This window comes from Burkholderia sp. HI2761 (assembly GCF_002223355.1).
Classification (GTDB): domain Bacteria; phylum Pseudomonadota; class Gammaproteobacteria; order Burkholderiales; family Burkholderiaceae; genus Burkholderia.
Window position 1 is genome coordinate 153408 of sequence record NZ_NKFN01000006.1, and the last position, 13774, is coordinate 167181.

Below are 13774 nucleotides of genomic sequence, written 5' to 3' on the forward strand. Positions count from 1 at the left end.
GTTCGATGAAAATCGCCGCCCCGCCCCGCTCCGGCTTCCCCGGCCTGTCGCTCCGGCAGCTCGAACGCGCGGACCTCGACGCGTGGTACGCGTATCTGTCGAATCCTGACGTCTTCCGCCACACGAGCTGGAACCTGCGCTCGCCCGAGGATCTGCTGCCGCTGTTCGACAACATCGAATCGGCCGATCCGGATTCGGTCCGGCGTCTCGCGATCGTCGACACCGCATCAGCTACGCTCGCCGGGACGGTCGGGCTGCATACGGTGTCCACCGTGAACCGCTCGGCGGAGATCGCGTACGACCTCGCGCCGTCGCACTGGGGGCGCGGCATCGCGAGCGCGGTATGCGAAGCCGTCACCGCGTGGACGTTCGCGCACGGCGGCTTCATCCGCATGCAGGCCGTGGTGCTGACCAGCAACGCAGGCTCCGCGCGCGTGTTGCAGAAGTGCGGCTACCGCTACGAAGGGCTGCTGCGCGCCTACAAGATGGTGCGCGGCACGCCGGGCGATTTCGCGATGTACGCACGGCTCGCGACCGACTGACGCGCCGCCCGCGGCCTCGCGCGCCGACGCCGCCACGCCGCCACGCCGCCACGCCGCCACGCGATTGGACGGCCCGCGCCGAATTGGCGACAATCGCCGTTCCCCTCATCGACACTCCGCCATGAAAATCGCCGCGCTGTCCGACATCCACGGCAACCTCGCCGCGCTCGACGCGGTGCTCGACGACGTCCGCCGCCGCGGCGCCGACGTGATCGTCAATCTCGGCGACATCGTGTCGGGCGCGCTCCATCCGGCCGAGACGGCCGACCGCCTGATCGCGCTCGGCCTGCCGACCGTCAAGGGCAATCACGAACGGCAGTTGCTCACCTACGATCGCGACGCGATGCGGCTGTCCGATCGCTGGGCGCACGACACGCTGCGCGCCGACCAGCTCGACTGGATCGCCGCGCTGCCCGAACGCCTGATGCTCGACGGCGACGTGCTGATGGTGCACGGCACGCCGGCCAGCGATCTCGTCTATTTCCTCGAAACGGTCACACCCGACGGCTGCCGCGCGGCCACGCCCGCCGAAGTCGCGCAGCGCGCGGGCGACACGGCGGCCTCGCTGATCCTGTGCGGCCACACGCACGTGCCGCGTACCGCGAAGCTCGACGACGGCCGGCTGATCGTCAATCCGGGCAGCGTCGGGCTGCAGGCGTACGCGGACGACCTGCCGCATCCGCACCGGATCGAAACCGGCTCGCCCCATGCGCGCTACGCGATGGTGTCGCGCACGGCGGCCGGCTGGAACGTCGAATTCCATGCGGTCGAATACGACTGGCACACGGCCGCCGCGATCGCGGCCTCGCGCGGCCGCGAGGACTGGGCCGTCGCGCTGAGCACCGGCTGCTGCTGACGCGCATCTGCAACGCGTGTGACGTCGCGCACATCGCACAGGTCGCACACATCGGTACGCGCCTGAAACCGCGACGCTCGCGCGCCGCGTCGCGTCACCCCGCGCTCCTCAGCGTCAGCCTTGCTTCGAGCCCGCCGCCGTCGGACCGGTTGTTCAGCGTGAGTGTACCGCCCATCGCAAGCGCCAGTTGCCGCGCGATCGCGAGGCCGAGCCCCGTGCCGCCCGTATCGCGATTGCGCGACGTCTCCACGCGCCGGAACGGCTCGAACACCACGTCGAGCTGATCGTCCGGAATGCCGGGCCCGCGGTCGAGCACCGCGATCACCGCGCCGCCGTCCGGCGCCGCCTGCACGTCGATCTCGGCCGCGCCCGCGAACTTCAGCGCGTTGTCGACCAGGTTGCCGACGATGCGGCGCAGCGCCTTCGGCCGCGTGACGAGCGCGAGCGGCGCGCCGCTGTGCAGCGCGACGTCCTGCCCCGCATCCGTGTAGTCGTACACGATGCTGTCGAGCAGCGCGTCGAGATCGATGCGGCGTGCGGCCTCCTCGGTGCCGTGCAGCGTCCGCGCGTACGCGACGCCCTCCTTCACCAGATGCTCCATCTCCAGCAGGTCCTGGCGCAGCTTGGCGCCCTGCGTGTCGTCGTCCATCACGTCGACGCGCAGCCGCATCCGCGTGATCGGCGTCTGCAGGTCGTGCGAGATCGACGCGAGGATCTGCATGCGCTCGGCCATGTACTGCGCGATGCGGTCCTGCATCGCGTTGAATGCCCGCGCGGCGCGCGCGACTTCCGACGGCCCCTCTTCGCTCAGCCGCTCGCCTTTCAGATCGGGGCCGAGCGCATCGGCGGCCTGCGCGAGCTGGTTGAGCGGCCGCGTCGCGAGCCGCACCGCGAGCCAGCAGCACGCGGCCAGCACCGCGAGCTGCACCACGAGCACGGCCGGCAGCCAGCCCGACAGCGGCACCGTCGACATCGGATGGATGTCGATCGTCAGCGGCGACCCGTCGGTCAGCCGCAGATGCACCTGCAGATGTTCGCTGTCGCCGGGGATCGAATTCGCGGTCAGCGGGTAATCGCCGCCGATGCCGTCCGAGATCGAGCGCTCGACGCGCGCCGACAGCCGCGCCTCCGGCGGCGTGCCGGTTTGGCCGGGCCCGAGGATGAACGCATAGCTGCGCCGCGCGAGGCGCGGCAACCACGCGGCCCGCTCGGCCGGCGGCAGATGGTCGAGCAGCGCGACCGAACTCGCGACCTCGCGCTCGATGTAGCCCATCATCAGGTTCGTGGTCGCCTGGTCTCGCTCGGTCACGGTCAGCCAGAACGACAGCGTCTGCGCGAGCGCGAGGCCCACGCACAGGATCAGCGCGAGCCGTGCGAACAGCGAGCGCGGCCAGTGCCACGGCATGCGCGCGTTCATGGCGTACCGCCGACGGAGGTCACGGCCGACGAGAACACGTAGCCCTCGTTGCGCAGCGTCTTGATGTAGCGCGGTTCGCGCGCGCCGTCGCGCAGGCGCTGGCGCAGCCGGCTCACGAGCAGGTCGATCGAGCGGTCGAACGGGTCGGACTGGCGCCCTTGCGTGAGATTGAGCAACTGGTCGCGCGTCAGCACGCGCTGCGGGTTGTCGAGGAACACGCGCAGCAGCCGGTATTCGGCGCCGCTCAGCGCGACCAGCGTGCCTTCGGCGTCGAGCAGGTGGCGTCCGGTCGTGTCGAGCTGCCATTCGCCGAATGCGAGTATCGCGGCCGTTTCCGTCACCTGCATGCCGGGCGGCAGCATGCGCGCGCGGCGCAGCACCGAGCGGATCCGCGCGAGCAGCTCGCGCACCGCGAACGGCTTGGCCAGGTAATCGTCGGCGCCCATCTCGAGGCCGATGATGCGGTCGGTTTCCTCGCCGCGTGCGGTGAGCATCAGCACCGGCACCGTGCGGAACTTGCCGGCGCGCAGGTCGCGGCACAGCGTCAGGCCGTCCTCGCCGGGCAGCATCAGGTCGAGCACGATCAGGTCGGGCGCGCCGTCATCCAGCGCGTTGCGCATCTCGCGGCCGTTCGCGGCCAGCGACACGCGCATGCCGTTCTTCTCCAGGTAGTCCGCGATCAGTTCGCGGATCGCGCGATCGTCGTCGACGATCAGCACGTGGTCGATCTTGTCCATGAGTCGTTGTAGGTGTCGGTATCGGTGTCGGGGTTCGGGCGGGCGATGTCCGCTTTTATACCGCACGGCGGGCACGCGTTTGTATCCCAATGTATCGCGCCACCATGACGACACACAACATTGCATACGCGCGGCCGGCCGGACACATCGCAGATACGTCGGCGCCGCCTAATGGGGCCTGTCGAAACCCGTCCAGCCGCCGCCAGTGCGCCGCGGCCCCCAACGATCAGGAGAACGCCATGCTGCCCCGACTCAAGACCGCCGCCCTCGTCATCGCCCTCGCCGCCACGGCCGGGCTCGCCGCCTTCGCGGGCACCCGCGACGACGCGGGCGCGCAGACGTCGCCGGCCGGCATGGCGGCGCCCGGTTTCACCGGCATCGACCGCTGGCACAACAGCGCGCCGCTGACGCTCGACCAGTTGCGCGGCAAGGTCGTGCTCGTCGATTTCTGGACGTACTCGTGCATCAACTGCATTCATACGATTCCGTACGTGAACGACTGGTATCGGAAGTATCGCGACCAGGGGCTCGTCGTGGTCGGCGTGCATACGCCGGAATATCCGTTCGAACGCGACGCGAAGAACGTCGCCGATGCGATCAAGCGCTTCGACATCCGGTATCCGGTCGCGCAGGACAACCGCTACGACACGTGGCGCGCGTACGGCAACCAGTACTGGCCCGCGCTGTACCTGATCGATGCGAACGGCAAGATCGTCTATACGCGTTATGGCGAGGGCGGGTACGACAAGACGGAGGCGGCGATTCGCGCGGCGCTCGCGCAGGCGGGGGACGGGATGAAGGGTTCGACGCGCACGCAGTGACCTGCGCGGCGCGGGCGCGATACTCGCCCGCGCGCCGCGGTCCTCATGCGCTCACGTGCGCTTCGCGTCGGCCTCCGCGAGCATCGCCTCGCCGATCGCGAGATGGCCGTCCGCGACCAACGCTTCGCCGGCGCCGCGGATATCGGCCTCGGCCTTGTTCTGTCCGAGCTTGCGCTTGCCGACGAGCCGCGTGATCTTGACCTGCAGCCCGACGATCGATTGCAGCATCGTGTCGATGTAGTCCTGCGGCGCGTCGCCCATCTTCCACGGCACCGGCTGCGACGCCTCGTGCGTGCGCGTCAGCCGGGCGACCACGCCGCGCACGAACTTCTCGTCGTCGCGCACCGCGATGCGGCCGTGCGCATGCACGACCCGGTAGTTCCACGTCGGCACCTGCCGGTGCGCGACGTGCTTGCTCGGATACCAGTTCGGCGAAATGTACGCGTCGCCGGCACGAAAGATCACGAGCACCTCGTCGCCGTCCGCGACGTCCTGCCAGAGCGGATTCGCCCGCGCGACGTGCGCGTGCAGTTCGCCGAGCCCGCCGTCGTCGGGCACCAGCTCGAACGGAATGTGGTTCGCGTCGAGCCCGCTCTTGCCATGCGTGATCAGGCTGCCGAACGGGTGCTGCACGATCAGCTCGCGCAGCGCGTCGGGATTGGGTTCGTTGAAATCGGCGGGGACGTACATGTCGGCTCCACGGTCGTGCGGGCTGGGAAATGGCGCGGGCGCAGGCCCGTCATGCGTCGATTGTGTCCCTAAACTGGTTTATGCTGTAGAGCCGGTTTGAAACAATTTCAGCAGACCAGAATCATGGCAAGAACGGCCCGGATCGTCGAAATCCCGTCGCTCGGCGCGCTCGACCGCGCGGCCGGCGACCTGAGCCGCCAGCTCGCGCAGGCGCTGCGCGACGCGGTGCGCCGCGGTGACGTCCGGCCCGGCGACACGCTGCCTTCCACGCGGCTGCTGGCCGCGTCGCTGCAGGTGGCGCGCGGCACCGTCGTCGATGCGTACGCGCAGCTCATCGCCGAAGGCTTTCTCGAATCGCGGGGCGGCGCGGGCACGCGGGTCGCGAACGCGCTCGCGGAGCCGGCGCCCGTCACCGAACCCGAACCGCCGGCCCGACGCGGGCGCCCGGCGCACGACGGCCTGCCCGAGCCGGCCGCCACCTTCGCGCGGATCGCCCGCGAATTCAGTCCGCTGCCGGCCATGCCGTTCGCGATCTCGGTGCCGGTCGGCCTCACCGCGCCCGACGACATCTGGCGCCGGCTCGGCAATCGCCTGCGCGCTCGCGGCGCCGGCGCGCCGTCCGGCTATGCCGATCCGCAAGGCGCGCTGCCGCTGCGCGAAGCGATCGCCGAGTACGTGCGCCGGTCGCGCTCGGTGCGCTGCGATGCCGGCCAGGTCGTGATCACGAGCGGCACGCAGCAGGGGCTGCATCTCGCGAGCCAGGTGCTGCTCGGCGACGACGACCGCGCGTGGGTCGAGAATCCGGCCTATCGCGGCATCACCGCGCTGCTCGAAAGCACCGGGCGGCGCGACGCGATGGTGCGCGTACCGGTCGACGCCGACGGCCTCGACGTCGACGCTGGCGTCCGTCTCGCGCCCGGTGCGCGCGCCGCGTTCGTCACGCCGTCGCATCAGTACCCGCTCGGCATGCCGCTGAGCATGGCGCGGCGCAATGCGCTGCTCGCCTGGGCGCGCGCGCACCGCGCATGGGTCGTCGAAGACGACTACGACAGCGAATTGCGCTACGAAGGCTATCCGTTCCCGTCGCTCCAGGGCCTCGCGCCCGACCGCGTGATCTATCTCGGCACCTTCAGCAAGATCCTGTTTCCGTCGCTGCGGCTCGGCTACGTGATCGCCCCCGACGATCTCGTGCCCGCGTTCTGCGGTGCGCGCGTGCTGATGGACCGCCACGCGCCGACCGCCGACCAGCACGTGCTCGCCGCGTTCATCGCCGAAGGCCATCTCGATCGCCACATCCGCCGCGTGCGCGGCGTCTACGCGGAACAGCGCGCGCTGCTGATCGACACGCTCGGCGCGCGGCTGCCGCGCGAGCGCGCGTGGGTACAGCCGGGCGACCAGGGAATGCACGTCGTGCTGTGGCTCGCGCAAGGAATCGACGATCTCGACGTGGTCGCGCGCGCCGCCCAGGCCGGCGTCGCAGTGCGTGCGGTGTCGCCGATGTTCGCGCCCGGCACGGCGCGCCCCGGGCTCGTGCTCGGCTTCGGCGGGTTCGGCCGCGCGCAGATGGAAGCGGCCGCGCAGCGGCTCGCGGACGTCGTTTCGTCTGCGGGATCGCGGCCCCGTACGCGATAAAAGGTTGTCGGCGGGCAACAAACGTAATCGTCTGTAAATCCTGCAAGCAAACGGCCGTTTCGGCGGCCGGCGCGCGGGCTCCGTTTGCTAGGATCGCGCGTCTTCCTTCCGCGTCCCTGCCGCCTTGAATCGCTTCGTGCCGTTTCTCCGAAACGCGTGGCTCCGTTGCCGCGCCCGTGTCGCGCCGCTCGCCGCCGCGTGCCGCACGCGCGTCCGCGCACTGTGTGCCGGCGCGCTGCATCGCCTGCGCCATCCGACCCGGCGCGGCGTGGCGCTGACGCTCGCCGCGATTCCCGTGCTGGGCCTGCTGGTCCTGCTCGCGTTCGTTCCGTTCACGCCGAGCATCGGCGACATCCGCAAGGCGCGCATCGACCGCCCCGCGCGCGTGCTGTCGGCCGACGGCCAGCTGATCGCCGAATTCCGGCCCGTGAACCGCGAATGGGTGCCGCTCAAGCAGATCTCGCCGCACATGGTCGACGCGCTGATCGCGACCGAGGATCACCGCTTCTACGCGCATCACGGCATCGACTGGCGCCGCACGCTCGCGGCCGGGCTGCATACGTTCTCGGGCGAACGCCAGGGCGGCTCGACGATCACGCAGCAGCTCGCACGCAACCTGTATCCCGACGAAGTCGGCCGCGCGCCGACGCTCACGCGCAAGATGAAGGAGCTGATCACCGCGTTCAAGATCGAATCGGTGTACAGCAAGGACGAGATTCTCGAAACCTACCTGAATACCGTGCCGTTCCTGTACAACGCCTACGGCGTCGAAATGGCTGCGCGCACCTACTTCGGCAAGTCGGCGGACCAGCTCGACATCGCGGAAAGCGCGACGCTCGTCGGGATGTTGAAGGGCAACAGCTACTACAACCCGGTGCTGAATCCGGAGCGGGCAGTCCAGCGGCGCAACATCGTACTCGGCCGGATGGCGCAGATGGGCATGCTGTCGCCGCGGCAACTCGCGAAACTGCAGCACCAGCCGCTGCGCGTCGACTTCGAACGGCAGACGGCGCAGCCGGGCCTCGCGCCGCATTTCGCGGTGCAACTGCGCAAGTGGCTGATCGCGTGGGCCGACCGCAACAACTACGATCTCTACTCGGACGGCCTCGTCGTGCGCACGACGCTCGATGCGCGGCTGCAGGACATGGCCACGCAGGCGCTGACGCGACAGACCGAATGGCTGCAGGCGATCGCCGACGGCGCATGGCGCGGGCCGTCCGGCTGCGGGCTGCGCAACGATCTGTTCCGCAGCTTCATGCGCCAGACGCCCGAGTATCGCCAGGCGCGCGACACGGGGCTCGCCGATGTGGTGGCGCTGAAGCAGCTCGGCGCGAATCGCGACTTCATGCGGGCGCTGTGCGAGCGCAAGACGCAGGTACAGGCCGGCTTCGTCGCGATCGATCCGCGCAACGGCGCGATTCGCGCCTGGGTCGGCAGCCCCGATTTCGGCAGCGCGCCGTTCGATCACGTCGCGCAAGCGCGACGCCAGCCGGGTTCGACATTCAAGCCGTTCGTCTATGGCGCCGCGTTCGCGGACGGGATGCGGCCGGGCGATACGTTCGTCGATCGCCCCGTCGCAATCCCGATCGACGGCCGCGCCGTGTGGCGGCCAACCGATGCGGAACCGCCGACCGGCGAGCCGATGACGCTGCGCGACGGGCTCGCGCTGTCGCGCAACCGTATCACCGCGCAGGTCATGCAGCACGAAGGCCCCGCGAAGGTCGCGCAGCTCGCCCGCGCGATGGGGGTGCGCGACAGCCCGCTCGATGCGGTGCCGTCGCTCGCGCTCGGCACGAGCCCCGTCACGCTGAAGGAAATGGTGTCCGCGTACGGCACGATCGCGAACCGCGGCGTGTACGTCGCGCCGCAGATGATCACGCGCATCGAGGATCGCGACGGCAAGGTGCTCGCCGCGTTCGGCAGTGCGCCGCCCGAGCGTGCATTACCGGTGGCCGCGGCGCAGACGCTTGTCGACGCGATGCGCGGCGTCGTCGATTACGGCACCGGTGCCGACATCCGCTCGCGCTACGGAATTCGGATCGACGTCGCGGGGAAGACCGGCACGACGCAGGACAACACGGACGGCTGGTTCATCCTGATGCATCCGCAACTGGTGGCCGGCGCGTGGGTCGGCTTCGACGACGGCAGCGTGACGCTGCGCAGCGACTACTGGGGCGCGGGCGCGCACAGCGCGCTGCCGATCGTCGGGTCGTTCTACGATGCGGCGCTGCGCGCGCGGGCGATCGATCCGCACGTGCAGTTCTCGCCGGACTTCCGGCCGCGCAGCGCGCCGGCGCCGAAGCGGCGCGCGCAGCATTCGGGGCTGTTCGACTGGCTGAGGTTCTTTCGCTGAGCGTGCCGGCGACGCGCCGGGCTACCGAGGCGTCGTCGTCGCGTGCCCGTCCGCGTACAGCCATACGGGCACGCCGTCGTCGCGCAATGCGGCGACCGGTTCGTCCACGCTCCAGCGCTGCGCGATCTCGACACGGCGGACGAACCACGGCATCGACGTCGCATGCGCGGCATCGTCGTCGCGATCGTCGTCGAACAGCGTGTCGTCGCCGATCCTCGTGTAATGCGCCGGATGGAGCACGGTGCCGTCCGCGCGCAGCACCGTCGCGCGCACGTCGTTGCCGTCGTGCTGCACGCAGGCCAGCCAGCCGTGATCGGCACCCCAGAACAGGCCGGCGACATCGTCGTAGCGCCCCTGCGCGATCGTCGCACCCGTCTCGAGATCGCAGATCGCCAGCTGCACCGGCTCGCCCGGCAGGACGCCGATCGCGTAACGCGTGAACAGCTCGCCAGGCACCGCTTCGTCGTCGGGCAACCACGACAGCGCGCCCATGTCGACGAAGTCGAACGGCGTGAGCACGCGGCCCTGCCCGTCGACGATCGCGCAACGCCTGTCGTCGCGCCGCACGATATGGCGGATCGCGCCGAGTTCGTCGAACATTTCCGCGTGGTCGCCGTCGGTCAGCGGGGCCACTTCCGCGTAATGCGGTTCGACGATCACCCGGCCTTTCGCATCGACGAGACCGACGTGACCATTGCGCCGCGCGACGAACGCGGCGCACTCGGACGACCATTCGAGCGCCGCCCACTCCGGCTGCGCGCGCCATTGCCCGTCGCGCCCGATCAGCCCCCACCGCCCGCCTTCGGCTACCGCCGCGACGCCGCCGCTCACGAATTCATGCGCGTCGTCGAAACGCGGCGGAATCACCCACGCGCCATGCGTGTCGACGAAGCCCCAGCGGCCGTCCAGACTCGCGGACGCGACGCCGCCGGCGAACTCGCCGAAATCATCGAGCGTCGGTTCCAGCACCCATGCACCGTCCGTACGCACAAGCCCGAACCGCTCGCCAACGCGCACGCAGGCGACGTCGCCGCTGAAATCCCATACTGCGTCGAACGCCGGTTCGCGCACGATCCGCGCCCCCTCGCCGTCGGCGAGCAACAGGCCGACCTTTCCGTCGCGCGCGGCCCACAACAACCGATCGTTACGCGCGCCGCTGGCCCACAGGTTCGCCCATTCGGGCAGCACGATCACGCTCCATGCATCGTCGGTTTCGCGCCGTACGCCCCACTGCCCGTTGCGCGCGCGAAAGCTGAACGTGCCGTCGCCGAGATAGTCGCCATGCAGTTCGCAGCCGCCGAACAGATCTTCATAGGTCGCGCGGCGCGGCGGTTCCTGGCGCCAGAAGTAGTAGTGCGACAGGCCGCCGAACCCGAAGCCCCACGCCCAGTCGCGCCAGTCGGCGGGCATGTCGATCTCGAGCACGTCGCGCACGCCGCGCACGTCACGGAAGTCCATGCAGTTCGCGACGCGCCACCACAGGCGCGTGCAGGCATCGCGCTCCGCGTCGATGTAGTCGCTCGGATCGCCGTCGTCGAGCCATGCCAGTTCGTCGAGGTTCGCGGATAGCCTGGGCGCGCCATGCACGTCGCCGAGCGCATCGATCGATTCGCCGAGATGACGCACGACCGCATCGAACTGGCGCGCCAGCGCCGGATCGTCGCCCGGCAGCGGATACGCGGCGACGAACGATGCGAGCCGGCTGACGCGCGCATGCGCGGCGCGTGCGTCGCTCACGAGATTCGACGTGCCGGCGTCGCCGAACACGCGCTGATCGGTAATCGCGTCGCCTGCGCCGCCGTCGGCAAGCAGCACGCGCCACAGCAGCGGGAAGTGGTTATTGGATTCCGCGAACGGGATCATTCGCGCGTCGTCGCCGTCACCGGCCTGGAGATAGAGCCATGCTCGATTGCCCATCGGAAGGGTCGCCCTCGTTTTTATTGTTGCCGTGATCGTGTCGGCGCTCATTATAGGAGCACGCCAGACGCCGGCGGTTGCCGCCTGCGTCGCTCACCATCGCCCTCATCGTTCAACCATGACGGCGCGCAGGCACGCTGTCCGATTTCGAGGGCGACCACCTTCCCCATCCGAAAGAATCGCCGGCCGGGCGACGCGCCGACCGGCGAAGCACTCGATCGCGTTCAGCCCGTGGCGAGCGTGCCTGCCAGCGCGTCGAACTCCGGCGCCCATGCCGCACGCCACGCAGCCTTCGTCGCGTCATCGGCCCACGCGCCGTCGATCCCGTTCAGCATGAACTGCTTCAGCTCCGCGACCGTGAAGCGGAAATGGCTGAACATCAGCTCCCACGCCTCGCTCGGATTGACCTTGTGCAGCGTGGGATCGTCGGTATTCGGGTGGATCTTCAGCCCGAGACCCGGCATCTTGCGCATCGGATGCAGCTCCGCCCATTGCTCCGGCGGCAGCGTCCGCAGGTAGTACGAATTCGTCGGCACGACGGTGAACACGATCCCGCGTTCCGCATAGCGCGCGCACAGCTCGGGGTTGTCGACGATCGTATAGCCGTGATCGACGCGATCGACCTGCAGCAGATCGACGGCCGTCTCGACGTTGCGCCACGGCATCCCGAACTCGCCCGCATGCGCGGTCGTGCGGAAGCCGGCCGCGCGCGCATTGCGGTAAGCCTTCCAGAACAACTCCGGCGGCCGGTCGTTCTCGCGATAGTCGATCCCGAGCCCCGCGACCTCGTCCGCACGATTCGCCTTCATCCATTCGACGATCGCCACTGCTTCGTCGGGGTCCTGCTCACGATCGATGCTCGGGATCAGGCGTGCGCCGATCCCGAAGTCGCGCGCGGCATCGCGGATCGCCGTCACGATCGCGGCCTGTGCGTCCGCATACGTGATGCCCGAGATGCGCACCGTACCCGTGGGGTTCCAGAAAAATTCTGCATGCCGAACGTTGTGCGCGGCCGCGTCTTCCAGGTACTCGTACGTGATCCGCCGCAGGTCGTCGGGCTGCGTGAGCAGATACTTGTCGAGCGCGCGCAGTACGTGCAGCACGCCGACCGGCTTCTCGCCGCGCGCATAGAACGCATCGATCTCCGCACGCTCGATCGGCGCGCCGCTGCGTTCCGCGAGCGCGACGAACGTGTCGTGCCGCACCGCGCCGAGCAGATGGCAATGCAGCTCGACCTTCGGCAGCGCGTGGAAGAAGGCCCGATGGGCCGGCGTGATGTCGATGCCCGTGCGCGCGGCCGGGACATTGCCTGGTGTTCCCTTCATGTCAGTCTCTTGTGGGTAGTGCCGATGCGTCGCGAAAGCCGTCTCTCAGTGCGGCTTCACGACGGTCCAGAAGTAATAGCCGAGCGGAATCGCGAGCACGACGAGCCCCCACGACAGGTCGCGCCAGCGGCCGGCCAGCAGCTTGACGAGCACGTAGCACAGCAGCCCGCCCGCAATGCCGGTACCGAAACTGTTCGACATCAGCGTGAGCAGCACCATCGACATCACGGGCAGCGCGTCGGTGAAGTCGTCGAAATGCGTATGGCGGATCGTTGCGAACATCGACAACCCGATCAGGATCAGCGCCGGCGCGGTGGCCTCCTTCGGGATCGCGAGCGCGACCGGCACGAACAGCAGCATCGCGGCGAACAGCACGGCAGCAGCCAGCGACGACAGCCCGCTGCGGCCACCGGCCTCGACACCAGCCGCCGACTCGATCAGCGCGGTCAGTGCGGGAATGCCGAACACGGGGCCGAGCGTCGCGGCGAGCGAATCGACGAGGAACGGCCGGTTGATGTTCGGCAGGTTGCCCTGTTCGTCGAGCAGGTTTGCCTTCGCGCCGACCGCGAGCGCAGTGCCGAGCGTGGAGAAGAATTCGGCCGCGAAGAACGCGAACAGGTACGGCGCGGCGGCCAGACTCAACGCGCTGCCGATATCGAGCTTGAACGCGATCGGCGCGATGCCGTGCGGCAGCGACATGAACGACGCGGGCAGGTGCGTGACGCCGAGCGGCACGCCGGCCGCGGCCGCGACGAGAATCGCGATCAGGATCGCGCCGGGCACCTTGCGCGCCTGCAGCACGATCGCGACAGCAAGGCCGATCAGCGCGACGAGCGCGCCCGGCCGCGAGAAGTCGCCGAGCGCGAACGCGTTGGTCTTCGCGTTCGCGACGACCATTCCCGCATTGCGCAGCCCGAGCATCGTGACGAACAACCCGATCGACGCGCCGAGCCCGAGCTTGATCTGCACCGGAATCAGCCGCACCACGACGCCGCGCGCTCCGAATATCGTCAGCAGGAAGAACAGCACGCCCGACACGCACGCGATGCCGAGGCCCGTCTGCCAGCCGACGTGCTCGGTCGTCGCGAGCGTCACGCCGATGATCACCGAGCCGCCGATACCGGGGCCGACGAGGAACGGCAGGTTCGCGTAGAGCCCCATCAGCGTGGTGAACAGCACGAACACGATGATCGTCGCGGTCGTCGCCGCGCCGCGCTCCATGCCGCCCGTCGCGAGCAGCGACGGGATCACGACGAGCAGGTATGCCGCCGCGAGAAACGACGTGACGCCCGCGATCGTTTCGGTGCGCACGCTCGTGCCGCGCGCGGCGAGCGCGAAGCGGCGTTCGAGCCAGTTGGCCGGCGCACGCGCCGGCATCGTGTCAGTCGCTGACATGGTGGTTCTCCCGTGATTCCGAATATTGTCCTGTGTCGGTTCGCGCAGCGCGGTCTTATACTGCCGCGTACCGCATCCCGACCGTTATT

The 13774-nt window shown here is 69.3% G+C and carries 11 protein-coding genes; 5 read left to right on the forward strand and 6 right to left on the reverse strand.

Going from position 1 to position 13774, the window contains the following annotated elements; genetic code table 11:
- Positions 1 to 5 precede the first annotated feature (5 nt).
- Entirely contained in the window at positions 6 to 542 is a 537-nt protein-coding gene (locus CFB46_RS17305; protein ID WP_089500611.1) for a GNAT family N-acetyltransferase, read from the forward strand.
- Positions 543 to 663: 121 nt separating this feature from the next.
- A complete protein-coding gene (locus tag CFB46_RS17310; RefSeq protein ID WP_089500612.1) occupies positions 664 to 1398 on the forward strand; it encodes a metallophosphoesterase family protein in 735 nt (244 codons plus the stop codon).
- Positions 1399 to 1492: 94 nt separating this feature from the next.
- Here the strand turns inward: CFB46_RS17310 and CFB46_RS17315 are convergent, their stop codons facing one another.
- On the reverse strand, positions 1493 to 2815 hold the full coding sequence (locus CFB46_RS17315) for an ATP-binding protein (RefSeq protein WP_089500613.1): 1323 nt from the start codon (positions 2813 to 2815) through the stop codon (positions 1493 to 1495).
- Positions 2812 to 3552, reverse strand: coding sequence for a response regulator (locus CFB46_RS17320; RefSeq protein ID WP_027781456.1), 741 nt, complete (start codon positions 3550 to 3552; stop codon positions 2812 to 2814). Before CFB46_RS17320 ends, CFB46_RS17315 begins: the two co-directional genes overlap by 4 nt.
- 239 nt (positions 3553 to 3791) lie before the next feature.
- Between CFB46_RS17320 and CFB46_RS17325 the strand changes: the two genes are divergently transcribed.
- Complete coding sequence (locus tag CFB46_RS17325; RefSeq protein WP_089500614.1) at positions 3792 to 4373, forward strand: thioredoxin family protein; 582 nt, start codon at positions 3792 to 3794, stop codon at positions 4371 to 4373.
- Positions 4374 to 4424: 51 nt separating this feature from the next.
- Here CFB46_RS17325 and CFB46_RS17330 read toward each other — a convergent pair whose 3' ends face one another.
- Positions 4425 to 5063, reverse strand: a complete 639-nt coding sequence (locus CFB46_RS17330) for an FMN-binding negative transcriptional regulator (RefSeq protein ID WP_089500615.1) — start codon at positions 5061 to 5063, stop codon at positions 4425 to 4427.
- A 123-nt stretch (positions 5064 to 5186) separates the two neighbouring features.
- Between CFB46_RS17330 and pdxR the strand changes: the two genes are divergently transcribed.
- Together pdxR and CFB46_RS17340 are read left to right on the forward strand one after the other, a co-directional pair.
- On the forward strand, positions 5187 to 6695 hold the full coding sequence (gene pdxR, locus CFB46_RS17335) for a MocR-like pyridoxine biosynthesis transcription factor PdxR (RefSeq protein ID WP_089500616.1): 1509 nt from the start codon (positions 5187 to 5189) through the stop codon (positions 6693 to 6695).
- Positions 6696 to 6819: 124 nt separating this feature from the next.
- A complete protein-coding gene (locus CFB46_RS17340; RefSeq protein ID WP_089500617.1) occupies positions 6820 to 9048 on the forward strand; it encodes a penicillin-binding protein 1A in 2229 nt (742 codons plus the stop codon).
- Between the two features lie 21 nt (positions 9049 to 9069).
- Here the strand turns inward: CFB46_RS17340 and CFB46_RS17345 are convergent, their stop codons facing one another.
- The 3 genes from CFB46_RS17345 to CFB46_RS17355 all read right to left on the reverse strand — a co-directional run bounded on the left by CFB46_RS17345 (position 9070) and on the right by CFB46_RS17355 (position 13685).
- Positions 9070 to 10965, reverse strand: coding sequence for a WG repeat-containing protein (locus tag CFB46_RS17345; RefSeq protein WP_089500618.1), 1896 nt, complete (start codon positions 10963 to 10965; stop codon positions 9070 to 9072).
- A gap of 224 nt (positions 10966 to 11189) precedes the next feature.
- Positions 11190 to 12290: an adenosine deaminase gene (gene add, locus CFB46_RS17350; protein WP_089500619.1), complete on the reverse strand. Its 1101-nt coding sequence runs from the start codon at positions 12288 to 12290 to the stop codon at positions 11190 to 11192.
- A gap of 45 nt (positions 12291 to 12335) precedes the next feature.
- Positions 12336 to 13685 carry an NCS2 family permease gene (locus CFB46_RS17355; RefSeq protein ID WP_027781462.1) on the reverse strand — a complete coding sequence of 450 codons (1350 nt, stop codon included), beginning with the start codon at positions 13683 to 13685 and terminating at the stop codon, positions 12336 to 12338.
- Positions 13686 to 13774 lie beyond the last annotated feature (89 nt).

Excerpts from the sequence above, each read along its gene's own strand:
- CFB46_RS17330 (WP_089500615.1), bottom strand. The coding sequence starts at position 5,063 with ATGTACGTCCCCGCCGATTTCAACGAACCCAATCCCGACGCGCTGCGC.
- CFB46_RS17320 (WP_027781456.1), bottom strand. The coding sequence starts at position 3,552 with ATGGACAAGATCGACCACGTGCTGATCGTCGACGACGATCGCGCGATC.
- CFB46_RS17345 (WP_089500618.1), bottom strand. The coding sequence starts at position 10,965 with ATGGGCAATCGAGCATGGCTCTATCTCCAGGCCGGTGACGGCGACGAC.
- CFB46_RS17305 (WP_089500611.1), top strand. The coding sequence starts at position 6 with ATGAAAATCGCCGCCCCGCCCCGCTCCGGCTTCCCCGGCCTGTCGCTC.
- add (WP_089500619.1), bottom strand. The coding sequence starts at position 12,290 with ATGAAGGGAACACCAGGCAATGTCCCGGCCGCGCGCACGGGCATCGAC.
- pdxR (WP_089500616.1), top strand. The coding sequence starts at position 5,187 with ATGGCAAGAACGGCCCGGATCGTCGAAATCCCGTCGCTCGGCGCGCTC.
- CFB46_RS17310 (WP_089500612.1), top strand. The coding sequence starts at position 664 with ATGAAAATCGCCGCGCTGTCCGACATCCACGGCAACCTCGCCGCGCTC.
- CFB46_RS17315 (WP_089500613.1), bottom strand. The coding sequence starts at position 2,815 with ATGAACGCGCGCATGCCGTGGCACTGGCCGCGCTCGCTGTTCGCACGG.
- CFB46_RS17325 (WP_089500614.1), top strand. The coding sequence starts at position 3,792 with ATGCTGCCCCGACTCAAGACCGCCGCCCTCGTCATCGCCCTCGCCGCC.
- CFB46_RS17355 (WP_027781462.1), bottom strand. The coding sequence starts at position 13,685 with ATGTCAGCGACTGACACGATGCCGGCGCGTGCGCCGGCCAACTGGCTC.